We start from the raw sequence: 25551 nt of genomic DNA, 5'->3' as shown, positions 1-25551 counted from the left end.
AAAAAACGGATACTATGGTAGAGCTAAAGACTCAGCTTTTGCAAAATATCAGATCTTGTCTTTTTCATCTACTACCAAGAGGGACATTTCGTGGTGATAAGTTTTATGTAGGTGATGTACAGGGTAACAAAGGCAAAAGTACTGTAATAGAATTAACAGGCGAAAGAGCTGGATTATGGAAAGATTTTGCAACAGGAGAAGGCGGTGACATTATTGACCTTTGGGCAACGGTACATGGGAAGAATGCCAAAATAGAATTTCCTGAAGTAATGGCTTCAATAAGTGAATGGCTTGGTCTTAAGAAACAAAACAATATCAGAAATCTAGAACAATATCTGACTTGTAGTTGGAATTACTACGATGAAAATAACCAATTGATTGTAATAGTCTATCGTTATGATCCTCCTTTAGAGAAAAAACAGTTTAAACCATTTGATGTTAAAAAACAAAGATTCAAAGAGCCAGAGATAAGGCCACTCTACAACGTTCCGGGTATTTTAAGGTCCGATAAAGTTGTTCTTGTAGAAGGAGAAAAATGCGCAGAAGCACTTATAGAGAAAGGAATTACAGCTACAACTGCGATGTTTGGAGCAAATGCGCCTATTGATAGAACAGATTGGACTCCGCTAAAAGGTAAACATATTATCATTTGGCCGGACAATGATGAAGCAGGTAATAAATATGCCAAAAACGCTGAAAAGAAGCTTTTAGAACTTGGTGTTGCATCACTTGCTACGCTTAAGATTCCACCGAATAAACCAAGGAGTTGGGATGCTGCTGATTGTCTGTTAGAGGGAATAAATGTTTCGGAATTTATTGAAAAAAACTCAAGAAAAATAATTATTAAACCACCACTTGATATTTTCATCTGGAGTGTAGAGCGTTTTGTAGGTCCAGTACCAAAGCAAAGATTCTTGGTTGAAGGATTATTTCCTTTGGGTGTAACCTCCATTTTGGCTGCAATGGGAGATACAGGCAAAGGTATGCTTCTTCTTGACCTAGCCCTCAAGGTTGCAAGTAGCATAGACCAGGTGTGTGGATTTGGCCCACCTGTTACTGAACATGGGTCTGTGGTGGTATTTTCCGCAGAGGATGATACAAATGAAATACATCGTCGCTTAGAACGACTTGATCCAAAATGCGAGAGATTAAAATATAAAGATAGGCTATTTATTGTACCATTGCCAAATATAGGAGGATCATTTACCATACTTAAGAATGTTCGCGGTAAAGTTGTAGAAATATCTCCAGAATTTGAGTTGGTAATGAAGCAGCTGAGCAGAATAAAGGATTTAAAGCTCATTATATTTGATCCCCTTGCTTCTTTCATTCATGCAGATTTAAATGCTGACCCAGCAGTAGGGGATTATCTCATGTGTTTATTATCTGATTTAGCATGTAGCACTGGAGCTTCAATAATTACTGCACATCATATGAGAAAGCTGAAGGGAGAAAAGCCTATATCAACAGTAGAGCAAGCACGAGATGCTATTCGAGGTACTTCTGCTCTCGTAAATGGAGTCAGGTGTTCTTTTGCTTTTTGGCCTGTTGAAGATATGACTAAACCAATGATTTTTAGATCAATTGGAAAAATCCCAAGACAAAATGCCTTATTTTATGGAGCTGTTGTTAAGGCAAATGGCCTGGCTGATCGTACTGTACGTACTTATCTGAGAAATGAAGAAACAGGGCTATTGGAAGACATTACTGAACAATTAAAAGCTCAAAATATTAGCGATAAAGATCTTAAAATATATCTTATTGATTCAATTGCGCGAGCTGCTATTTCAGGACATCCATTTACTCATACAGGAAGTGCAGGAATACATAAACAACGACATAAATTGCCTGAAGTTTTTCATAGTATGGGAAGGGATAGACTAGAGCGTATAGTGCAAGAGCTTTTACAAGCAAAGCAAATAGTTAAAGGAATGGCTAATGGTTCAAAAGAAGATAAATGGCTTGATGTAAAAACAGGACCATTTGCACGTGGGGTGGGAAAATTTATTCATGGAGCTGAAAAAAACTATTTTTGATAACAAAAAACTCTATTTTTTTATAGTCAAAGTAAAAGGGTTAATTCGATAACCATGTGATAATCTTTGCCAACCAAGTGTTTGTATTACATCATCACGTTCAATACTTAATCCTAATTTCTCAGCAAGTGTAGCTTTGATTGTTCTTTGCATCTTATTTAATGGCTTTCTGATTTGTTGTTCTAAATCTGCTTCTAAACTAAGTCCCAAGAGTTTTTCTAACTGATTAATATTGAGAAGTGTATGTTTTTCAGGTGGTAATTCTTTCTCACAGTCATGTAAAAATTGCCTAAATAATATTCGAAAAATATTAAGACATGATGCAGCTTTTTTATTTATAACTTCAATACTATTAACATATACCATACCTTTAACTACCTGTAACTCCAAAAGCTTTGTTGGTATAATTGGTTCAACACGTTTAAGCGAAATATATGAAGCTGGTAAAACTTGCAAAGAAGTATTTTCTACTACCTTTGCTACTCCTCTTTTAGCTGCCTCTCGGAATATCTCAGTTACAGTCTTAAGCTGACAAAACAGTTTCACCATTGGCACTACATATAGATTCAGTAATAGATTTGGTATATCTTTTTTTAGAGTGATGAGAACTGTAGGGTGAACTCTAAGTTTATCTATAGTTAAAAATATCGCATCAGTACAAAAATCAAGGATTATTAGATTTACAATACGACCTTGATTACAAATATAATAAACTCCTTTTTCTACTTTTTCCCACATAAGTTTTGAATCATTCAACTTTGTTTCAAACCAGTCTATGACCTTTTCTGTATTTAAGTATATGGATAAGAGATGAAATCTCTGTTTTTGATAAGTATTAGGCAGAATATGACGAGAACAGTTTTCACAAATAGCGTCATCACATGCTTCATCAAAGTCTGAATCGATAAAAATCTCATTGCTACAACTTGAATCAATTACATTTGGCCAATCAAGATGATCTTCTTCACGAGAGCAAACAATATAGTACCTTTCTTGCATTTTTATCAATCCAAGATCAAATAAGTATCTTGCTGCTTGAATGTGATTTTGACTTGGATTAACCCAAGAACTATTTGAACTTAAAAGATCAGCAATTTGCTCGTGAAAGGATTTTAAGACCATAAGATTGTTCCATATGTTTCTTTAGCTCCTCTCTTTCTTTTTTATTGAGCGGATGCTCTGAATAATAAATTTCCCCACTTGATTTGAAAGAAAATGTTACCTTTTTGTTTTGGAACATTACTTTAGCTGATTGAATAGATTGTAGTATGTTGCCAATAGATGGCTTTAAAATATGTAACTCTAGTGCAATAGGATCATACGGCTTTACACTCAAAGTAAGATATGTATTACTATTTTTAAAATAATCTGACTTAAAATTTAACTCAAATATACAAATATTAGGATCAGAACCCTCTATACATGCTTGAAGGAATTTGTGCACTTGTAGTGGAAAGTTCTTATCTTGTATATTTACAAAAGTACATTCGCAGTCAAAATACCCACTTACAATACTATTTGCTATTTCCACAGCTTTATTGGTATTTTTAGCACAGAGATTAACCTTTGTACCATCAATCGAAAAATCTAAAATCATCCACTCAGGTTTATGGCCATGAACAACTTTGTTTGAATTAAGCAGTAAATCCATGTCACTTCCTCGACGTACAAACATATATATCCGATCTTGATGATGGAAAAAACCCTGCAATTGGTTTTCAAACTTCAGTATCTGCTCTACAGCTTCTTGTGACATAAATTCCTTGAATGAAGTGTTTATTTGTCTTGGTGATTTCTGTAGAGCAAATGATACGAAACCTCTCTTTTGTACTTTATCAAAGTGATAGACAGATTTTAGAAGTTCACAATTTATGTGAAACAGTAAAAATAACAAGGATCTTTCTTATGTAAAGTGGTATCTTACACAAATTTATTGAATGTTGTTGGTTAGTGGATATGTTGATAAGTAAACTTCATCTGTTTTGTGCGTATAAAACTAATTTACTTATCAACATATCCACTAACTATAATCTGTGTACTGTTACACAATTGGAAGTATTTTTTGATTTTATGATGCAACTTGGGAAATTTTATAATTTTTTTGTTGACTAACAAGACGGTATCTCCTCTTTCTTTGAGGTCATTTAGCACTCCCAACCAGAAGTTAGCTCCTTCACTTTCAGCCAAATAAAAACCTAATACTTCTTTTTTGCCATTTTGATCTATGCCTAATATGTTATACATGCATTTACTTACGCAATGCCCGTCCTCTTTGACTTTAAAAAACCATGAAAACTATCGGATATACAGACTGCAGCGGGCGACTACGCCATTCGTTGATTACTGGTAGCAATTTGTCAGTAATACTTGATATCTCTGCCACCGATATTTTGTGATCATAAATTTCCTCAACATGTGACACTATATCTCTATAGCCCATACCACTGGCAAATGTGCTCAAAATCTTCGTTTCAAGCTCTGGATGTAAGTTTGTTTGCCTTTTTTTGACTATTTGTGGTTCGAAACTTCCTTCCCTATCTATTGGCGTCAAAAGCTCAAATGACCCTGCGCTTGTACGTAAAGTCTTTGCATTCCTCCCATTTCTTCGATTATTCTCTTCGCTTTCAGCCGACAAGTGGTTTTCTATTTCACCTTCCAGGCTTACCTCCAGCAACTTTTTTATAAACGGTGTTAATGCTCCATCTCTTCCTGTCAACGGTCTTCCTTCTCGTATAGACGACAGGATATTTGTTTCTAATTCTTTATAATCTACCAAACCGGTAGTTCTGTTTACTACTTTCTGACTCATTGTCAAACCTCCATTTTTTTATATCAATTTATTACTTTTTTTTCGGTTTGACACAGTTTATTTAACACTCCCTTCACTAAGGTTATCTTGAATGTTCTAACTTGTATTTTTCTATGGAAGGCATTTTTATTGAGTGAGCAAGTGTCTTTCTAATATTGAATTCCTCATTTTTTTCATTTCGTTGCAGTAAGTTAATGTTATTTATTTTATTTACTAAATCTTTCCCTTTCTCCAGAGTCTTTAAATCACTTTCGTTAATGTGATGTTCATTGTAAAATTCTGCAACAATTTCTTTTCTTTTCGGGTGAGTATTTAAAAATTCCGACACCTGATGTTTAGCAACAGCTTGAATAAATTTCTTATTAAATCTTGAATCGTTATATAGATTTTCCAAACTTTTGTCATAATGTTTTGCTTCGTTTATAGTGAGTTTTATTATCTCTTCTATACCACTTAGAAGTTCCCTATACAATTTGTCATATCTATTGCCTGACACATGTGTAGCGAATGTTTGTTCAATGTATTTTGTTATGTAATTTTGCAGTGTGTTGTCTATTGTGCTTATGTTCATCAACCTACCTCAATGTTATATTAACTATTTTACATGTAGAAAGGTTAATATTGAGTTAATAGGGTACTTCTGAAGTCAAATTTTACTGAAAATTATAGTATTTAATATATAATTGTTAGCATGAAATAAAAACATAAATAAAATGGATCTTGTAACAAAAGTGAAGCTCAAGATAAAGATGAATAAGGGCAAAATCATAAATATACTTGTCATTTGTGGTGTAATTTTTTTCATATACCTTATTCATGAGCCAGTTGTAGATATGGTAGAAAAAATTATAAGTAAAATAAAAGGTCTCTTTTAAAAATAGAAAAAGTGAACTTTTTCCATCATCCAAACTTGAACCTGGAAAATTTAGTTAATGCATAAACTACTTATGTTGGCTATGAGTTCAACTGTATAAAATTCCGGTAAATTAAAATAAGTATTCATAAAAATATTGTTTTCTATAAACAGAGTATCTATAATACTAGCTTTGGGGTAAAGTACTGCAGAGGAATTTTTTAATCTGGTTGTTGGCGTCACTGTTTTATGCGTACCAATATATATTACGCGTAATTCCAAACATAATTGCGCCTGGATTGATAACAAAATTTAACATAAGTATTACAGATGTTGGCCAGTTTGGTGGGTTATACTATGTAGGCTATACGCTAGCTCATATACCTGTTGGTCTTTTCCTTGATAGATTTGGGCCAAAATTTGTTTTGCCTGCTTGTATTGTTTTAACATTTACCGGAACATTACCGCTTATATGTTTTGATGAGTGGTATTATTCAATACTTGGCAGAATAGTCGTTGGAATTGGGTCGTCCGCTTCAGCAATTGGGCTTTTTAAAGTTGCAAGCATGTATTTTGCGCAAGAAAAATCAGCAAGAATGGCTAGTTTATCCATAATTATAGGAACTTTGGGGGGGATATGTGGCGGATTACCGTTAGACTTCTTACTCAATAAATTTGGCTGGAACTATGTTATCTATACCTTCTCAGCATTCGGGTGTTTACTTGCTCTGTTACTGTTCTTAGTAACGCCTGAAAGCAATGCTCAACAGGAAAAAGTTAGCATTAGAGACTTGAAAAACATACTTTTCAACAAGCATATTATTCTAATTAGCTTTTTTGGTGGACTCATGGTCGGTCCAATGCAAGGTTTTGCTGATGGTTGGGCGAAAGCATTCTTTTTTGAAGTATATGAAATGAATGAAGGCTTGGCATCTTCTCTCTCTTCCGTAATATTGATAGGAATGTTAACAGGATCATTCTCTTTGGCTTATTTATTGGAAAAGTATAAAAATAAGCATTATGAAGTAATAATTTCATGCTCATTTGCAATGATCGCCGGTTTTCTATTACTTTTTACTCAGATTGTTGGCTTGTATGTTGTATTACCTACGCTTTTTATTATCGGCTTTGCATCTGGATATCAAGTAGTTACAATTTATAAAGCACTAAGTTATGTAAATAATAACTTAGTAGGCTTAGCTACAGCTGTGTCAAACATGATAGTCATGGGTTTTGGCTATTTTTTTCACACTGGAATCGCAAAAATAATAAATTTGTGTTGGGATAGAACAGTAATACAAGGAAATCCTTTGTATAGTGCTGAATTGCTGATAAAAGCAACATCTATTATTCCTGTATGTTTGCTAATAGCTGTTTTTGGGCTCTTATGGTTAAAAAAGCAGGATAAGTAGTCTTAAAATTGCTTGTGCATCTTAAAATTAAAGCGAGGTTTGATCTATGATGAGTGTTTTAAAAAAAATCTGTGGCTCTAAAAATAGTTTAAAGTCTTTTGATAACGAGGTTTATCAGTTTATAGAAAAAGAGTTACAACGTCAAAAGTCACAATTGCAATTAATTGCATCAGAGAATTTTGCAAGTAAAGCAGTAATGGAAGCACAAGGCTCTTTTCTGACTAATAAATATGCAGAAGGCTATCCAGGCAAAAGGTATTACTGTGGTTGTGAGCATGTGGACAAAGTTGAAAGTCTAGCTATAGAAAGACTTTGTAAGCTGTTCGGTGTTAAATTTGCAAACGTTCAACCTCACTCTGGTTCTCAGGCAAATCAGGCGGTATTTGCTTCACTGCTTACTCCAGGCGATACAATACTTGGATTATCACTGAGTTGCGGTGGACATCTAACTCATGGTGCGGCACCAAGCTTTTCTGGTAAATGGTTTAAGTCAATTCAGTATACAGTTAACAAAGACACTTATCTGCTCAATATGGATGAGATAGAAAAGCTGGCGCTGGAGCATAAACCAAAATTGATCATAGCTGGTGCTTCTGCTTATCCGAGAAAAATGGACTTCAAACGCTTTCGCGAAATTGCAGATAAAGTTGGTGCTTATTTGCTTGCAGACATTGCTCACTATGCAGGGCTTATTGCAGCGGGCGAATATCCATCTCCTGCTGAATATGCACATGTTATGACTTCCACGACTCACAAAACTTTGCGTGGTCCTCGTGGTGGAATAGTGATGACCAATGATGAAATATTACACAAAAAAATTCAATCTGCAGTTTTTCCAGGATTGCAGGGCGGGCCACTTATGCATGTAATAGCTGCAAAAGCTGTTGCATTTAAAGAAGCATTAGCGCCAGAGTTTAAGACTTATAGCAAGAAAATCGTGGAAAATGCGAAAGTACTAGCTCAAGAATTGCAAAAGCATGGACTCGACATTATAACCGGTGGCACTGACTCTCATATAGTGCTAGTTGACTTAAGATCGCAGAAATTAACTGGAAAAGACGTTGTAGATAGCCTTGAGAGGGCTGGCATTACCTGCAATAAAAACTCTGTACCATTTGATACAGAAAAGCCAACCATCACTTCAGGGCTCCGTTTTGGCACCGCTGCTGAGACAACACGCGGACTTGAGGCAGAAAATTTTAAAGAGATAGCCAGCCTAGTAAATGAAGTGGTTCAGGGATTAATCAGCGGAAATAGCTCAAGTGTCGAAAAAGCAGTAAAAACTAAAGTTGAAAAGATTTGTAGTAATTTTCCTATTTATTAATTTATGTGGTGTCATCCAAGTAGCTGGTAGAAACGAAAAAACTTACTTGACAAACTCCGCCAGCCCCCTTATTATGACGATAAGGGTATTTATGACTCAAAACTTGTTTTTGACCTGCAGGCTCAATGACAAAATTCAGTAAAAAACTCAGGGTATTTTTTGGCGGATTACATAAAATTATAGCGGCTGCATGTCTTTTAAATTTTTTCTACATTCAGCCAAACCGCGCTTATTTTAAGCGTTAGCACATTATTACAGCGCCACTTACAGTAATATAGAGTCAAAACTCGCACCACGGGAGTTCTTTGCCTTTTTTTTCATTTGGTAAATTTCTTAATGTTTATAGCTAAAAGAGCCCAAGAGAGGTGTCATCCCGCTGCTTGTTAGCGGGATCTATGTTAAGAGATACCGCGAATGAATCGCGGTATGACGTAGGACTGCTGTCATCCCAGTGCCCAGACACTGGGATCCAGTTTTCCATATAATCTCATCGAAAATGTTGTAACCACTTTCTATGCTAGTTTGCTTGCTTACAAGCAAACTTTTCTGGATCCCAGTGTCGGGGCACTGGGATGACACCATTCTTTTTCCTGGATCCAAGTAGTCTGGGCACTGGGATGACAAAAAAAGGGGCTACTTGGACGACACCCTGACAATCGTCATCCCGCTGCTTGTTAGCGGGATCTATGTGAGATACCGCGGCGGTATGACGGTTAATTATTCCGCGCGGGATGACAAGAAAGGAGCAGCAGGATGACACCTCACCATGTCATTCCAGCGCGTGGCACACATCTGTACGAACATTGTTATAATAAGAGTTCATGAAAGATGTCATCTGGAATCTTGTTCCAATGTTAAACAACACAAAGTTGAAAAAGTAGAGCAAGAATTACTTACAATTCAATAATTCTCCAAAATCAATTATGTTTGAAAAGTAATCACTATCTATAACGTCATCACTCACACCGTTAACGTGAATAAGGACTGGACGACATGAAAAGCCTTTTGGACGCTTTAGTGTATCTATTTTCTTTTGTACTTCTTGTATTATTGAATGACCGATTTTATTTTTTGAAAATTTGATTTCGCAAATGTAGAGAGTGTTAAACCTTGTTTGAATCATGTAATCAATTTGACAACCAGCACCTGTCTTCCTCTGAAAAAATGGATTTTCGCTTACTATTCCATCAATTCTCAAGATATTATGTATGCTCTTTCTATTGTTAAGCACCAAATTTTCAAACTGAAGTCCAATAATTGTATGCCACTCTGGTAGAGATGTAAGTAACCCTATAGAGTAGGTGTCGCGATTAATTTTTCCTAGATTTTTTTCAATATATTTTAGATAAAACCTTAAATAATTATCTTGAAGTCTGTACTTCCTGAGTCGTGAATCAGTACCCGTTTTTATATCCCAAGTGTGATCCTTTGCAATAAAACCGGCAAGCTCGAGCTCATATAGATACTCAGAAATGCGTCCGTGTCTTGCAATGTTTAAAGCAGTACAAATTTCTTCCTGTTCTTTAGCTCCAGTAGAAAGAGCTCTCACTACTTGCTTATAAAAAGCTGTTTTTCGCATGAATAGATCTGAAAATATTTGGTCAAACTCCTCAACTAAAAACCCACCTTTTGTAAAACAAAGCTTTTTAATATTTTCTTCAGTACCATGTTTAAAATTTACCTCTTCTAAATATTTTGGAATTCCACCGGTTACTGCAAGCACCTTAAACTTTTCGTATGCTGAAATATTTTTTGGCCAAAATTCATTGCAATCAGAAAGTGATAACTCCCCGAGTGTTAAAGTCAACGATATTCTTCCTACAAAACCAGTACTACTAAGTATATTTTTTTCAATCCAGGATGAAGCTGATCCACAGACAACAAAAATTAGCTTGTTATTATTTTTTAGCTGTGTATCCCAAAAATTCTTTATTTTGCCTAAAAAAGTTGGATCTTTTGAGCCCATCCAAGAAATTTCATCAAGGAGCAATAATATTTTGCCAGATAGTAAACGTTCACCAACTGCCCATAGTAAGTCACTCCAGTCGTCATATCTAGCAAAAGATGTATTAAATTGTCTAGCAACTTGTCTAGAAAATTCATTAAGTTGGTGGGATGTTGTAGTATGCTTTTCTGGTGGCAAACCTGCAAATGAGTAATGTTGTTCGAAATGTTTACCAAACTCTTGAATTAAACGACTTTTTCCTATACGACGCCTTCCTTTGACTACTACAAAAGATGCAGTGTTTTTTTCCGTAAGCTCCAGCAGTTGCTTCAACTCGGTTTGCCTACCAATAAATGATGGAGACATAAAATACAAAATATAAATCTTTGTCTCCATTATACACAATGAAATTGGAGACGTAAATAAGTAAATTTCGATCTTTGTCTCTATAGTGCTATAGCTAAACTGACTTACGACAATTTGAAAAACCGTCATTCCGCTACGTGTTAGCGGAATCTATGCTGGGATACCGCGAATGAATCGCGGTATGACGGTTCGCGGCGGTATGACGGTTCGCGGTGGTATAGTAACTCGTCATTCCGCTACGTGTTAGCGCCGCGGCGGTATAGCTATAAATTGTTGATATCTTTTTTATATCACATTTTTAACTTACAATAGTTAGCCAGCGTTTCTTACATTAACCAAATCTTTCGAATTCTGCACTCACCACTACCTATAACTCACTTTCACGCAATATTGATCGTTCTTAAAAAGCAATCTAACATTTTTTATTCCTTGATTGCGAAGCTTTGATGCAGCTGATTTAGCAGCCTGAGCACTTTTAAAAAATGCAACATATCCCTTACTTTCTGCACTGTCTTGTTTCGGGTGACGTTTCTGCATTTCTTTTTCATATTGCTTTCTGTAATGAGGAGTATTTTGTATCAATTGTTCTGACATCTTTCTTAGGTATTGGACTTTTACCTTTGCAAGCCCTACTTTATGAAATCCTAAGACTTGAGCTGCTTTTTCTGATAAGTCTATTATTCTGCCTTCAATAAAAGGCCCTCTATCGTTAATCCTTACAACAAGCTTTCTTCCATTTTCTAAATTAGTGACAAGAGCAAAGCAGGGTAGGGGCAAAGTCTTATGCGCTGCAGAGATCAAGTGACGGTTAAACACTTCACCATTTGCTGTAAGCGTGCCATGATCTTCTATTCCATACCACGACGCTATCCCTATCTCTTCATAGTGTTTACAGTTTTTTGGATAATAAGTTATACCATTTATTGTGTAGCTGCAGCCAATTTTATAATGACCTGCAGTGCAATTAAACCTGTTGCTAAAACTGCAACTACTTATCAAAACAAATATTAGACATAGGAAGGCTAGGTTTTTTATCATTGTATTCGGTAAGAGGGTTCGATACTATGAGGATTTTAAATTATACTATAATAAATTTAGTAATGAGTAAACATCTACTGCTAAATATTAACAAAACTCAAAAAAGAATAATACATATAATTGGTATAGGTGGAATCGGAATGAGTGCCATTGCTGAAATTCTTCACAATTCCAATTACAAAGTTCAAGGCAGTGATGCACAATCAAACAACAATGTAGATAGATTACAAAGGCTGGGCATAGAGGTTTTTATTGGTCACAATGCTAATAATATAAGCCAAGCTCAAATAGTTGTACATTCTTCTGCGATAGAATCTGATAATGTGGAGTTAGTAACAGCGAGAAATAACAATAAAACCATTTTGCATAGATCAGACATACTTGCTGAAATTATGAAAGATAAATATGTGATAGCAGTTTCAGGTTCAAGTGGAAAGACGACAACAACGGCTATGATTGCTTCTATTTTTGATCATTCTGGCATTGATGCGACTGTAATTGTAGGAGGAATACTAAATTCGTATCAGAGTAATTCAAGACTTGGAAAGAGTGACATTTTTTTAATCGAAGCTGATGAGTCTGATGGAACCATGCTAAAAATTCCTGCAAATATTGCTGTCATAACGAGTATTAACGACGATCATATGGATCATTATGGTACATTCGACGATATTAAAAATGCGTTTTCTCAGTTTATAAGCAAAGCAGGTTTTGCAGTTTTGCCTGATTCTGTAGGCATTAATTATGATGCGAGTAATTCTATAACGTTTGGGTTTGAGAATGGTAGCATAAGAGCCAGCAACATTAAACAGCATGCTAACAGCATAGAATTTGACGTGTTGAACAACTGGATTCCAGCATCAGCTACTTGCATGACAAAAAAGCAGGTGTCATCCCATCACCTTCTGTCATCCCATCACCCTCTGTCATCCCAGTGCGTGACACTGGGATCCAGCCCTTTAAAAAACATAGTACTATCAAACGCAATAGGTATTCACAAAATGAGTAACGCCTTGGCTGCAATATCAGTTGCGATAAAGCTCGGGATTAGCAATGCAGAGATTAAAAAAGGCCTTTTGGAATTTCAAGGAGTAGCAAGAAGATTCTCTTTGATTGCCAATATTAAAGGTGTTAAGTTAATTGAGGATTATGCCCATCATCCAAATGAAATATATGCAACTTTAACGGCTGCACGTTCGATTACTAAAGGAAAAGTAATAGGAATTATCGAACCACTTCGTTTTGCTCGCGTTCGTAATTTTTTTGGTGAATTCATAAGGATCTTTATGATGTTTAACTATGTAATCCTTACTCCTATTCATCCCCCAGAAGACAAGCCTATTCCTGGTTGTGGGATTGATGATATACAAAAAGCTTTAATCAGTAATGGGTTTAATGATGTAAAGATTATGAATGATGCTCTACTCATTTCACATTTTATTAGTGATTCGACAAGTCCAGGTGATATAGTATTATTTATTGGTGCTGGTAGTAATATAGCTAAATTGGCAAAGGAAACTGCAGCACTTATTGCGGAAGTTAAGGTTTAATGCGATGAATAAGATAATCAACAACGTATTTGCAAGAGAAATTTTAGATAGCAGGGGTTACCCCACTGTTGAGGTGGAAATTGAACTCTGTGATGGAGCAATAGGTAGGGCCTCTGTACCTTCTGGAGCTTCAACTGGTAAATTAGAAGCCTTGGAACTCAGAGACCAAGATGAGAAAAGGTATTGTGGTAAAGGAGTGCTGAAAGCTGTTCAAGCTGTAAATGGAGTGATAGCAAATGAAATCATTGGCATGGATGCAACAAACCAAAGTGCAATTGATAAAGCATTAATTGAACTAGATGGAACAAAAAATAAATCTAAACTTGGAGCAAATGCAACTTTGGGTGTGTCTCTTGCGGTTGCAAAAGCAGCAGCAAACAGTTTCAAAATACCGTTGTATAGATATTTGGGAGGAGAGCAGATGCCGGTTCCACTCATTAACATAATTAATGGTGGAGTACATGCAGACAATAAGCTCGATTTCCAAGAATTCATGATTCTTCCGGTCGGTGCTGAGACTTTCAGTGAAGCAATCAGAATATCTGCGGAGGTGTTCCACAACTTACGTAGCATTCTTAAGAAAAAGGGTTATAGCACAAACGTAGGAGATGAAGGCGGTTTTGCACCAAATATTGAAAGTACTGAAGAAGCACTTGACTTGATCATATACGCTATAGAATCAGCAGGTTATTCAGCGCAAAGTGATTTTGCACTAGGCCTTGATGTTGCTTCATCTACTTTTTATGAAGATGGAATTTACAAATTTGAAAATAAAGAGCTTACTTCAAAAGAATTGACTGAATATTATTGTAGTCTTGTGGAAAGATATCCAATAATTTCTATAGAAGATGCAATGAGTGAAGACGATTACGAAGGTTGGAAATTACTTACTGCAAAATTGGGGAGTAAAATTCAATTGGTTGGGGATGATTTATTTGTTACAAATTGTGAACTAATAGGCAAAGGAATAGAAGAAAAAATGGCAAATGCTGTACTGATCAAGCCAAATCAAATAGGGACGTTAACAGAAACTTTTGCTGCTATTGAAATGGCAAAATCAAACAACTACAAAGCTGTTATTTCTCACCGCTCAGGTGAAACAGAAGACACAACAATATCTCATATAGCAGTTGCATCAAATTGCGGGCAAATAAAAACCGGGTCGCTGTCGCGTTCTGATAGGCTCGCGAAGTATAACGAGCTAATGAGAATAGAAGGCACATTAGGAAAAGATGCTAAATATTATCATGGGTTAGCATGGGTTTTATAGACGAAGTAAAATTGTACTTAAAAGCCGGTGATGGTGGTGACGGTTGTGCAAGTTTTCGTCGAGAAAAGTTCGTTGAATTTGGTGGTCCAAATGGTGGTAATGGAGGAAAGGGTGGAAACATAGTTTTCATCAGCGACGCTAATCTCAACACTTTGCTTCATTTTCGTTATAGAAGACACATTAAAGCAGATAATGGGAAAAATGGTGCAGGCAGGGATAGATCTGGCACAGCAGGGAAAGACGTTATACTTCGAGTTCCAGTCGGTGCACAAATAATTGATGAAGAAAGTGAAGAGATAATAGTAGATCTTGACAAGCCTGGTATGGAATTTCAAGTAGCACAGGGTGGAAAAGGTGGACTTGGAAATACTAATTTTAAATCTTCTACTAATAAGGCACCAAGACATTTTACTTACGGTCAGCCTGGCGAAGAAAAACATGTATTATTAAAACTAAAAGTTTTATCAGATGTTGGAATTATTGGCATGCCAAACGCAGGTAAATCAAAATTTTTGACTCGCTGCTCAAATTCCGATACAAAAGTAGGCGATTATCCATTTACCACCGTAAGACCCCACTTAGGTGTGACAAAAGTGGATGATAGCGAAGTTGTAATAGCAGATATTCCTGGAATAATTACTGATGCTCACCTTGGAGTTGGGCTCGGGCATAAATTTTTAAAGCACATAGAAAGGTGTCAAATTTTACTTCATTTAATCGATGTAACTCACGATGACGTTGTTTCGGCTTATAGTTGTATCCATAATGAATTGGAACTTTACAATAGTGATCTTGTTGAAAAAGAAGAGATTGTAGTATTAAACAAATGCGACTTATTGAGGGAAGCAGAAATTCTGGAAAAGAAGAATCACCTAGCTAATTATCTCAATAAAGAAGTGCTGTGCTTATCAATTAATGGTGATTTACAGCCTATTTTAAGATTATTAAGTGAAAAATTGAAAAAGAGTAATTCTAAGGAAATCGATGTATATGATCCTTTTAAGATGTGAATTTCATTTAGATAATTGATGTTTTTCATTTATTTTATCATATAACTAGAATATATGTGTACGAACGTTTGTTTTTGAAGGTGATTTGCACAGTAAATGGTCAGCGCGTGACGCACTGCCCAGTTCATGTTAGCTATAAATATTTAAGAAATTCACCAAACGAAAAAAAAGGCAAAAGAAGCCCTAGTCATTGTCTATTTTCAGTATTGGCGTTTTTTTATGTTTTAAACGTCTAATAACCGCGACTCAGCTGCTTTTTAATGCAACTAACCTTAGTTTAAATGTTTAAGAAATTTACTAAGCAAAAAAAAAGGCAAAAGAAATCCCGTGTTAGCTAGTTGTCACTCTCTAATCCTGCAAATTGGCGTACTATACTGTCTTAAACGACTTATAAGCGCGTTTCAGCTTATATAGGTAAAAACCCAGAAATGTTGTGAAGACATAAGGTGCACATAGTGCAAAAAATTAAAAATAAGACGCCAACTACGTTGTTTTCTTGCTGTTTAATCTGCACAGATGAAGATAACTGAATACCTTCACTATCATGATAAGGGGGCTGGCGGAGTTTGTCAAGGAATTTTTGCATTTAATTCGTTTCTGCGAGCTACCTGGTTTTCCTACTGAAATTTTGAAAAATGTAATCTACTTCTATATTCAAATATATCAAGCAGTAATTCAAAATTAGCCATTGCGCCTTTTGCGTTATTATACGCGAGATTGAGCAGCTCTTTGTCCTGATATAAATCAGCAAATTTAAATTCCATACATCCTGATTGTTTTGTGCCTAAAATATCTCCACTGCCTCTTAGCATCATATCCCTTTCAGCAATGTAAAATCCGTCCTGTGACTCACACATGATCTTTAACTTTGAAGATGAGCTTTTACTTAAATTATCGTATAATAATACACAAAAAGATGGCTTGTTTCCTCGCCCTACTCTGCCTCTTAACTGATGTAATTGCGATAACCCAAATTGCTCTGCATTTTCTATAATCATAATGGTTGCATCTGGCACATCTATACCAACTTCTATCACAGTGGTTGCAACAAGCAAAGAAAATTCATTTCTTTTGAAGGAAAACATAACTTGATCTTTCTGCTCCTGAGTCAATTTTCCGTGTATTATCCCGACTCTATCAAAAAATGTTTTTTGTAATTCCTGAAAACGCATCTCTGCTGCAGCAATATTGGTCTCTTCGTTTTCTTCTATATATGGACAAATCCAATATGCTTTTTCGCCCCTGTTTATAGCACCTTTTAGCTTTTCAATAACATCTGGCACCCTACTAATGTTCATAGTTACAGTTTTTATTGGCAATCTGGATTTTGGTTTTTCTCTCAAAATTGAACATTCAACGTCACCATACATAGCTTGCTGCAAGGTTCTTGGAATGGGAGTTGCAGTAACGAAAAGTATATCGGCATTTTCTCCTTTTCCTACCAAGCGATTTCTCTGCATCACTCCAAATCGCTGTTGCTCGTCTATGACTGCAAGCCCTAAATTTTTAAATGTAACGTTAGCTTGAAATAACGCGTGGGTGCCAATCACTATATTTAAAACACCACTTGCAAGTTCGTTCATGATAATCTTTCTTTCCTTGCGCGAAGTTTTACCAGTAAGCAGCGCAACTTTTATATCGGTACAGGATAAAACTTCCTCAATCCAATTATAATGTTGCTCCGCCAAGATAGTAGTCGGTGCCATTAGAGCTACCTGCATGTTGTTTTCTACCACATTTAGCATCGCAAAAAGTGCAACTACGGTTTTGCCACTACCAACATCACCTTGCAGCAAGCTCATCATGCGATACTTGGATTTTTGCCTCTCTGAAATTTCATCTATTGCACGAATTTGATCGTTTGTTAATTGAAACGATAATTCATTTAAAACTTGCTCTTTATATTTATTCAATACTATAAATTCTCTTCCCCTTTTTTTTACATGATTTTCTCTTGCAAGTTTCAGTGCTAGCTGATACGCAAACAATTCATCATAAGCAAGCCTTTTTCTACAAACCTCGGCTTCCGCCAATGAGCTTGGTCTGTGCAACTTTATGATGCTTTCCCTCCAACTTAGCCATTTTTTTTGCTTGATTAATGTATCATCTATCCACTCTGGCAAATCAGGCAATTCTTTCAGGTTAGAGCTTATTATGTTCCCAATGCTCTTATTGGTAATGCCACGGCATAATTGGTAGACTGGCTCTATGCGAGCTATTTCTTTAAATTGGTTGATGTCAAGCGACACGTAATCTGGATGAGTAATCTGCCAATGCTCAGCAAATTTTTCGAGTTTGCCACTGATGATTACATAGGCTCCAACTGGAAATAGTTTATATAAATACTTAACTGAGTGATTAAAAAAGACTATGAATATATACTGACTCTCACTTTCAACGACTATTTTATATGGTCTACCTCTAAAAGTGGGCGACTGATGCTCATAAACTTTTGCCATGAAAGTTGTAAATTCTCCAACTTGAGTATCAAGTAGTGACTTACTTCTATCTATATAACCAAGCGGCCTATAAAACAGCAGGTCCACCACTTTGTTCCCACCACAGAGTTTAGGTAATATTGCGGAATGGAACTTAAGCATATTTTCCAGCTTGCCATTTAGAAAAGCCAGCACATCTAATTGCTCATTGAGATTCATACATGTGTAAAAACTGTTTATCAATAATAGAGCCTTTTTAAAATCTTGTCACCTTATGGTCAGGTATGCACTATAGCTAGCACAGCTCTCTCTCTCTAACATCATACCACCGCGGTGCTAACAAGCAGCGGGATGACGGTTGTCGGTAAGCCTAAGTTACCCCTAACTATATTTGCTATCATAGGGCTTATAGCAGGTATTTTATTGAATTATTAATAATTTGTGATATAATTAATTATGATGTTAATAGGTCTATGATAGAAATGAATAGTACCAATCCAGTAGTTACATTAAGGGCTCAAGCAGAAGAGTTTGATTTTGGCAAATTAAGAGCTGGTAAAGATAATGCTGAAGCAAACTCTGGTGAACAGATGTATAAAGACATCAATAGAATGGATTTTGTTATTAATGGTAAAAGTATAGACCAAACTTTAACTAGTGCGTTGATGGAAGGAGCTAAGCAACGTGAATTCGATAAAATTTGGAGCGAATATTGTGAAAATGACAATACTCCTGATCATAAAAAAACTGACCAGTATGAAAAGGAATTTGAGAGATTTTACAATTTAGGCAAGGAGTATGCTCACCTATTACCAAAGGAAGAAGCCAGAAATTATCGCCCGTTTGCAAAAGAAGTTTTTAAGGAAATGTTTAAATATGCTGAAGCAAAAGTTCCAAGTGATTCTATTCTAGAAGAGCTAATTACTAATTGTAATCAAGCAGGGTATGAAGGCACTTTATTCACTGATGTTCTCTTTCAAGCATTTCGCCAGTCCGAATTTACGCTACTAAGTCCTCAAAAAACAATAGTTATTGATTGCACTGATCCAAATCATGTAAAAGTCAAATCTGAGATGGCAGTGCCTACGGTAAAATCTGATAATCCAGAAGAAGAAGTTTGTCAGATAAATAGCTCATTAGAGTTTACACTTGCATTCCAAGATGAGAAAAATGATGTAACATATAAAGATGGTAAATTGTTACTTACTGCTCCTCGAGAACTGAAAAATTACAAAATTGATGGCAAAAATTTATTTGATATTATTAAAGAGTATTTCCAGAAATTTTGCGAGAAGTTAGGATTTAAGTTTGAAGCAGAGATAGAACATAGTTTAGGTAATCCACTAGAAGTAAACAGCCATCTGGAAAATATGGAACCGCCCATTCATAGCAATGAGCATGGAAATACACCTGGAAACTAACAATTAAAATATTTCAAGCGCTGTTAGCTCATTTGCACAATCAATTACTTCAGAACTTGGGAACTGGTTTTTAAACCAAGTGTACTGGCGTTTTGCGTAGTGTCTTGTGTTTGTTTGAGCAATCTGTATCGCTTCGTCTAAAGTAATCTCACCTTTCAAATACTTTACAATTTCTGGCACTCCATGTGCTTTCATAGCTGGCAAATATGGAGCTAAGTTCATACTAAGTAGCTTTTTTACTTCATCAATTGCTCCATTTTCGATCATTTTGATAAAACGAGAATTTATTTTTTGGTATACATCCTCACGTTTAGGCAAAATTGTATATATCTTAAAATTATCGAATAAAGGAGGCTGTCTATTTTCTTGCCATACAAAGATTGTCTTACCAGTTTCAGTGATAACTTCAAGTGCCCTTGAAAGGCGGTGCGAGTCATTCATGAATACTTTACCTTGAATCCTTGGATCTTTGCTTAGCACTAATTTGTAAAACTCCTCTTTACTTAAATTTTTCCTTAATTCGCTTACATTTTTCCTTACTTTCTGACTTATTTGTGGCATTGATGATAAGCCTTTGATTAAACTGCTGATGTAAAGCCCGCTTCCTCCAGTGATGATAGGTATTTGAGCATTTTCTAATGCGTGATTAACTTCTTTTTCTAAATCCTCTAACCATAGACCCACGGAATAATTTTCTTTTGCTGAAACATAACCATATAATTTATAAAATTCTTCTTGCTTTAGTGGTTGAGCAGTAATTATGGGAATTTCTTCATATACCTGCTTTGAATCACAATTTATTATGCTGATATTATTATATTTTTTTATCAGGTTATCACACAATTCTGATTTACCTGAAGCTGTAATTCCTGTAATAATTACTATATTATTTTTCATTTATATTAATTTAATTAACATATGATAGAGTGTAGTAAAAATTTGGGTCCTACAATCTAAAGTTTGGAGATTTTTATGGCAGAAAACAACGACAATAATTCATTTATTAAGCGTTTCACAAACAGGACTCCTGGCGGTACAGGGGAAGGTTTTTCCAGTAAGTATTCGTCTCAAAACACCAAAGAACGGGCATTAGGGGAAAAAGGGGGAATTTCTGAATTAGCAAACAAAAAAACCGAATCCAAGGAAGCTTTTTCTGAAAGTGGCGGCATAAAAAGTAAAAGCAGAACTGTCAATGAAAGATCTTTTGCTGATGCAACAAAAAGAAGTAGGTCAGATCTTATATATTTAGTCCGTGGTAAAGATCGTGGAAAATCAGCGTGGCATTATGTATTAGTTGATAAAGAGAAAAGAGAAATGTTTCTAGCAAAAAGCAGAACTGGCTCTATAGATGTTGCAGACTATGGAGAGATTTTGTATTCAGGATGGGGAGAGGATCCACCACAGGCAATAGTTGATAAAGTCAATGAAGAGTTTGGGTTGTAGCAAGTCTGCATAACAAATGGTAAGCTGCATTGCATTGCGTTCACAAAAACTAGCAGTTACTATATAAGATACAATGCAACAAAACTGATCTAGTTGTTATGAATAAGTTTTTAGCTATATGGTATCTAAAATAATAAATGCAATACAGAACAACTTGTTAGTGTGTTTTCCAACAGAAACAGTGTATGCTCTTGCTTGTAATGCATTAAATAATGAATCTATAGGAAAAATATATCAGATAAAGAAACGCTCTCAAAATAAACCACTGTCTATATTTGTTAGTGATATTTGCAGCTTGATGAGAATAGCAAAGCTAGAGAAAAAGTATATTGGTTTAGTAAATCACTTTTCTCCTGGACCGATTACCTATATTTTACCACTTAAAAACAATAATATATTGCCAAACGAATTCTTTAAAGATAGTATAGGCATCAGAATCCCTGAGCATCCTATTGCAATTTCAATACTAAACAAACTGAAAGTTCCAATAGTTGCAACTAGTATAAATATTTCAGGAGAAAAAAGTGTATGTAAGGCAGACGATATACCACAATCCATTAAGCAACATTTATCTGCAGTGATTGAAGATGATGAATTAGTTTCTGGTATAGAATCTACTATTATTGACTTAACCGAAGATAAGATTAAGGTTTTAAGGGAAGGTGCAATTTTATTACAAACAGTAACCAATGCATTTTCAAACTAAGATCTATAGGAGAAAGAATGAAAAAAGTAATAGGTCACAACCAGGCCAAAAAAAAATTAATGAACAACTTATCTGTTCAGTCTTGGCTGATCTGTGGTAAAAAAGGTATAGGAAAAGCAACACTTGCAAAATCCTTCTCCAATTGGTTACTCATAAAAAGCTATAATGAAGTAGCATTGGACTTACACATTGTTGAAGGTGATACTATCGGAATAGAAAAAGTCAGAGAAATGAAAAACTTTCTACACTTAAGTCCCATTCAATCAGAACACAAAATAGCTATAATAGATAGCTTAGAGGCAATGACTAATAACGCTAAAAACGCAATATTGAAAATATTAGAAGAGCCGCCAAAAAATTCTAAGATATTTATAATTAGCCATAAGCCATATGATATACAAACTACTATCCAGTGTAGGTGCTTTCAGCTAAATTTACTTCCATTAACTTATGACGAAACAAAGCAAGTTGCTTCATCTCAATGTAAATTTGATGATCAAACGTTTGACGAAATGATTACTTTATTTCCTGGAATGCCAGGAATGATAATAAATGCAATAAGTAGTGATGCTTATGAAGCATACAAATGCTTTTATAAATTTCTTCATGATTTAAAGAATCCCAATATGATTAATAAAGTAATTAATAGCGAAATCGAACTAGAACTAGCATCATATATAATTCAGGCCTTCATTTTAGAAAGCATAAAGAGAGAGGTAAATGGTGTTGAAATTTTACTAGGTCAGTGGAAAAAAATAGATGAACTTTTCGTTGTTGCTAAGCAACTTCACTTAGATAAAAAGCATGTTTTAGCTAATGTAGTTAATATCATGACATAAGTTTACAAAGTATAATACTTTTAACATAAATTCATGATAAAATTCTGTTAATTTAATACTCGAAGTATATAATTTGACTGATAATAAATTAACTGTATGGCAATCAATAGAAGTTTTGACGAAAGCCATACTAAACATGCAGAAAGAATTAAGTTCAATCAAGAATATAGCTTTAGACCAGGACGTCACCTTAGAAAAAGGAAAGGAGTTGTTAAGCGGCATTTATGAAGCAAATTTTAAGCTAAACAAGGCAATCAATATAGCTACTTTGCCAAAAATTGGCTATCATATGCTAAATGGTGAGCTTGTTGTACGTAATCATATCACGGAAGAGGAAGTAAAGATTCCTAGAGATTTTCATTACCTTAAAGTCGTTAAATCCGATCATGATGATTATAAATTAACGTTTTGTAATTTTTTAGGTAATGAGTTCTTTGAATATAAAAAGTATGATCCACAATATTCTGGCGTTTCAGATGAATATAAGTTTGTGGATTTTGGTAGTGTAAAAAAGACTCATAATCTAAAATTTAAGGAATACGTTGGTCATGCACCTAAGTTTTTTGCTGCAGAAGGGCATATTGAGCCTGGATCTCAAAACCATGCAATTGATCTATTTGAGCTAGTCAAAAGTGGTAAAGGTAGCAAAGTGGGAACCCTCGCTGATGAATTTGGTTATTTTGATGATCAAAATAAATTACATTATTATAATTATCACAAAAGTGCTGAAAGTAATATTTACAATCCTGAAAATTTCAGTGTAAAAATGATCAATGTAGATGTGAGCAAAATCGATAAATTCTACCTTATTGCGGAACAAGGTGATATAATCATTCATCCTATTTTGGAAAATTTAGACATATTTTAAAGTTTTTTAGAGTATCTAATCTTATTGTTATTATAATTGGGTTTGGTAGCATTGTGTTATGGAAGATAAATTGCTTGAATCAGTAAAAAACAAAAGTTATTTCAGTAAAGCAGTCGAATGGTACTGCCATAGGTATCTGTTTTGTGTAGCAGAAAGATCTTGGATGGCATTAATAGTATCGCTTCTCCTAGTATGCTTATGTTTATTAATATTAAACATATACCTGTTATTTCCTGTTAAAAAAGATTTAAATTTTGTGAAGTACATGAACCACACAGAAGATGAGTTCTCTGCAATGCATAAGCTTAGTTTCAGTAAAAAGGAAGATGAATACACTTCCACAGCGAGGTACTTAATAAGTAAATACATTGAAATATACGAGTCCATTAAGATCGTTGAACCGAAGTACCAAGAAAATTTTATAAGAAACAATTCTATACATAAAATCTATCAAGGCTTTCAGGAAAAAACGAACAATAAAGCTGTTAGTTCACCTTCATCCAAAAGAAAAACTGCCAACATAAATGTAATAACATTATCTATTGATCGATCGACCAAGGACTTAGTTACATTTGCTGGAAATGCTACTGTAGTTTTTACAACCGAGCAAAATAAGGAGGTGAAAGATCATACTGTGGAGATTAGCTTCACTTTGTCGAGTATAAAAGCAACTCTGGCTGGTATAATACCATTTAAATTTATTGTTAATGGTTATAAATACAGATTTTAAAATATTACTTGGTAGCTAAAAAAAATAACTAAAGTGCATGTAGCAGTAATAACTGGAGGTAAAACTAGAAGAATTGGCGTTTTTTTAATAAAGTAATTCTGAGAAGGTTTTAAGAAAAAGGCATTGTAAATTATCGGTAAAAAGTACAGAGCGTTAAGTATAGTACTAACAATTAACACTAGAGTTACAAACACAGAAAGTATTACATTGCCAGAGTTGAAAACAGCTTGAAAAATGAGAAATTTACCCCAAAAAGTCGGAGCAGGCGGCACCCCTATCATAGACAATGCACCTATAGCAAATGCTGTCATGTTAATTGGCATACTGCTTCCTATACCGTGAATCTTATCTATATATTTCTCACCTGTTTTCGTTATTATTGCTCCGGCAATGAAAAACAAAGTGATTTTTGCAAATGCGTGGCAAACTAATTGAAAAATTGCAACCCTCATGCTGAGCTCACTAAAAATTGAAGCAAATAATATAATATACGACAATTGAGAGATGGTAGAGTAAGCAAGCAATTTCTTTAATTCTTTTTGCTTTAATGCAATCAATGATGCAGTAATAATAGTAAATCCAGCAGCGTACGGAAGCCACCCTCCAGCAAACCAATTTTGCTGCACAAAACGTTGTATGTTATCGACGCCGAAAGTGTATAATATAACTTTTATGATGATGAAAACTCCGGATTTCACAACAGCAACAGCATGTAATAGTGCACTCACAGGAGTTGGTGCAACCATTGCTTTTGGTAACCAAAAATGCATTGGCATTAATGCAGCTTTTCCTATTCCATAAATCAGCATAGCAAAACACACTGCAATGAAAGTGATGAGTGAAGTATCAAATTTGAATATTCCACCACTTACAAAGTCTAAAGTATGAAATTCATTATATAAAAGGCCTATTGCAGGAAAAAATAATACTAAAGAAGAGAAAAATAGCACGCCAAAGTAATAGCGCCCTGCAATCATTGATTCATTTGTTGAGTTGTAAGTAACCAGAGGGTATGTACTAATAGTTAGAAGCTCATAAAAAACAAATGTAGTGAGCAAATCTCCAGAAAAAGCAATAAACATTGCACAGCTAATCGATATTGAAAAAAAGCATAGAAAACTTGAGTGATTGCCATCAGCATAGTTATTCTGCATATAACATATTGCATATATACTGGTTAGTATCCATAAAAACGATATTAATAAACTGAATATTACTCCGGTAGACTCTAGCTTTAAACTAATGTGCAAATTATTACCAAAATCCATGAGAATAAATTGAGAATGATCACCATATACCCAATATAAAGTGCACAGACACGTATACGTAAACAGAAGTACAGAAGAAATGACAGTAATACTATTGTTCACTCCGGGCCATTTACCAGTAAAAAAGATAACAAAAGCACTTAAAAGCGGAATCAACGCAGTAATTAATAAGTAATTCTCAGTAATTGAAAATGGTAAGGAAAGATACATTAAGATATAGTCCAT

General features: G+C 34.9%; 21 protein-coding genes and 1 pseudogene. 12 read left to right on the top strand and 10 right to left on the bottom strand.

Annotated elements, in window-relative coordinates; genetic code table 11:
• Nucleotides 1–14 precede the first annotated feature (14 nt).
• Entirely contained in the window at nt 15–2036 is a 2022-nt protein-coding gene (locus tag OOK87_RS04725) for an AAA family ATPase (RefSeq protein WP_264688228.1), read from the top strand.
• A gap of 12 nt (nt 2037–2048) precedes the next feature.
• On the opposite strand, the gene OOK87_RS04720 is transcribed toward OOK87_RS04725, so the two are convergent.
• From OOK87_RS04720 to OOK87_RS04705, 4 genes and pseudogenes are all read right to left on the bottom strand, one after another.
• Entirely contained in the window at nt 2049–3158 is a 1110-nt protein-coding gene (locus OOK87_RS04720) for a hypothetical protein (protein ID WP_264688227.1), read from the bottom strand.
• Nucleotides 3124–3792 (bottom strand): DUF1828 domain-containing protein, encoded by a 669-nt coding sequence (locus OOK87_RS04715; protein ID WP_264688226.1) that lies wholly within the window; start codon nt 3790–3792, stop codon nt 3124–3126. Before OOK87_RS04715 ends, OOK87_RS04720 begins: the two co-directional genes overlap by 35 nt.
• A 350-nt stretch (nt 3793–4142) precedes the next feature.
• Nucleotides 4143–4845: pseudogene (locus OOK87_RS04710) on the bottom strand (IS256 family transposase); the annotation flags it as partial.
• Between the two features lie 82 nt (nt 4846–4927).
• The gene (locus OOK87_RS04705) at nt 4928–5416 is read right to left on the bottom strand and encodes a hypothetical protein (protein WP_253309502.1); all 489 of its coding nucleotides are present in this window, start codon (nt 5414–5416) and stop codon (nt 4928–4930) included.
• A 488-nt stretch (nt 5417–5904) separates the two neighbouring features.
• On the opposite strand from OOK87_RS04705, the gene OOK87_RS04700 reads away from it, so the two are divergent.
• Both OOK87_RS04700 and glyA read left to right on the top strand, forming a co-directional pair.
• Entirely contained in the window at nt 5905–7110 is a 1206-nt protein-coding gene (locus OOK87_RS04700; protein WP_264688492.1) for an MFS transporter, read from the top strand.
• 46 nt (nt 7111–7156) lie between these two features.
• Complete coding sequence (gene glyA, locus OOK87_RS04695; protein WP_264688225.1) at nt 7157–8434, top strand: serine hydroxymethyltransferase; 1278 nt, start codon at nt 7157–7159, stop codon at nt 8432–8434.
• A 393-nt stretch (nt 8435–8827) separates the two neighbouring features.
• On the opposite strand, the gene OOK87_RS04690 is transcribed toward glyA, so the two are convergent.
• From OOK87_RS04690 to OOK87_RS04680, 3 genes are all read right to left on the bottom strand, one after another.
• Complete coding sequence (locus OOK87_RS04690) at nt 8828–9058, bottom strand: hypothetical protein (RefSeq protein ID WP_264688224.1); 231 nt, start codon at nt 9056–9058, stop codon at nt 8828–8830.
• Nucleotides 9059–9323: 265 nt separating this feature from the next.
• On the bottom strand, nt 9324–10745 hold the full coding sequence (locus tag OOK87_RS04685; protein ID WP_253309500.1) for an AAA family ATPase: 1422 nt from the start codon (nt 10743–10745) through the stop codon (nt 9324–9326).
• A gap of 363 nt (nt 10746–11108) precedes the next feature.
• Nucleotides 11109–11783 carry a septal ring lytic transglycosylase RlpA family protein gene (locus OOK87_RS04680; RefSeq protein WP_253309498.1) on the bottom strand — a complete coding sequence of 225 codons (675 nt, stop codon included), beginning with the start codon at nt 11781–11783 and terminating at the stop codon, nt 11109–11111.
• A 26-nt stretch (nt 11784–11809) separates the two neighbouring features.
• Here OOK87_RS04680 and murC point away from each other — a divergent pair, with 26 nt between their 5' ends.
• From murC to cgtA, 3 genes are read left to right on the top strand one after another with little or no spacing between them, the layout of a single operon-like run.
• Entirely contained in the window at nt 11810–13333 is a 1524-nt protein-coding gene (gene murC, locus OOK87_RS04675; protein ID WP_264688221.1) for a UDP-N-acetylmuramate--L-alanine ligase, read from the top strand.
• Nucleotides 13334–13337: 4 nt separating this feature from the next.
• Nucleotides 13338–14603, top strand: coding sequence for a phosphopyruvate hydratase (eno, locus tag OOK87_RS04670; protein WP_253309496.1), 1266 nt, complete (start codon nt 13338–13340; stop codon nt 14601–14603).
• Complete coding sequence (gene cgtA / locus OOK87_RS04665; protein ID WP_264688220.1) at nt 14591–15613, top strand: Obg family GTPase CgtA; 1023 nt, start codon at nt 14591–14593, stop codon at nt 15611–15613. Before eno ends, cgtA begins: the two co-directional genes overlap by 13 nt.
• A 617-nt stretch (nt 15614–16230) precedes the next feature.
• Here the strand turns inward: cgtA and recG are convergent.
• On the bottom strand, nt 16231–18270 hold the full coding sequence (gene recG, locus OOK87_RS04660; RefSeq protein ID WP_264688219.1) for an ATP-dependent DNA helicase RecG: 2040 nt from the start codon (nt 18268–18270) through the stop codon (nt 16231–16233).
• A gap of 263 nt (nt 18271–18533) precedes the next feature.
• On the opposite strand from recG, the gene OOK87_RS04655 reads away from it, so the two are divergent.
• Entirely contained in the window at nt 18534–19472 is a 939-nt protein-coding gene (locus OOK87_RS04655; protein ID WP_264688491.1) for a hypothetical protein, read from the top strand.
• Between the two features lie 3 nt (nt 19473–19475).
• Here OOK87_RS04655 and miaA read toward each other — a convergent pair whose 3' ends face one another.
• The gene (gene miaA / locus OOK87_RS04650; protein ID WP_264688218.1) at nt 19476–20369 is read right to left on the bottom strand and encodes a tRNA (adenosine(37)-N6)-dimethylallyltransferase MiaA; all 894 of its coding nucleotides are present in this window, start codon (nt 20367–20369) and stop codon (nt 19476–19478) included.
• A gap of 75 nt (nt 20370–20444) precedes the next feature.
• Between miaA and OOK87_RS04645 the strand changes: the two genes are divergently transcribed.
• The 5 genes from OOK87_RS04645 (at nt 20445) to OOK87_RS04625 (ending at nt 24058) form a co-directional block, all read left to right on the top strand.
• On the top strand, nt 20445–20915 hold the full coding sequence (locus OOK87_RS04645) for a hypothetical protein (protein WP_264688217.1): 471 nt from the start codon (nt 20445–20447) through the stop codon (nt 20913–20915).
• Between the two features lie 118 nt (nt 20916–21033).
• Nucleotides 21034–21621, top strand: a complete 588-nt coding sequence (locus tag OOK87_RS04640; protein WP_253309491.1) for an L-threonylcarbamoyladenylate synthase — start codon at nt 21034–21036, stop codon at nt 21619–21621.
• 17 nt (nt 21622–21638) lie between these two features.
• Complete coding sequence (locus OOK87_RS04635; RefSeq protein ID WP_253309490.1) at nt 21639–22460, top strand: DNA polymerase III subunit delta'; 822 nt, start codon at nt 21639–21641, stop codon at nt 22458–22460.
• Nucleotides 22461–22533: 73 nt separating this feature from the next.
• Nucleotides 22534–23328, top strand: coding sequence for a hypothetical protein (locus OOK87_RS04630; protein WP_264688216.1), 795 nt, complete (start codon nt 22534–22536; stop codon nt 23326–23328).
• A 58-nt stretch (nt 23329–23386) separates the two neighbouring features.
• On the top strand, nt 23387–24058 hold the full coding sequence (locus OOK87_RS04625) for a VirB8/TrbF family protein (protein ID WP_264688215.1): 672 nt from the start codon (nt 23387–23389) through the stop codon (nt 24056–24058).
• On the opposite strand, the gene OOK87_RS04620 is transcribed toward OOK87_RS04625, so the two are convergent.
• Nucleotides 24055–25551: a proton-conducting transporter transmembrane domain-containing protein gene (locus OOK87_RS04620; RefSeq protein ID WP_264688214.1), complete on the bottom strand. Its 1497-nt coding sequence runs from the start codon at nt 25549–25551 to the stop codon at nt 24055–24057. The two genes, OOK87_RS04625 and OOK87_RS04620, sit on opposite strands and share 4 nt — an antisense overlap.

The sequence above is a fragment of the Wolbachia endosymbiont (group A) of Sympetrum striolatum genome, assembly GCF_947250715.1.
Lineage (GTDB): Bacteria > Pseudomonadota > Alphaproteobacteria > Rickettsiales > Anaplasmataceae > Wolbachia.
The sequence above is the reverse complement of the archived record's forward strand: the minus strand, read 5'-3'. Positions and strand labels throughout refer to the sequence as shown.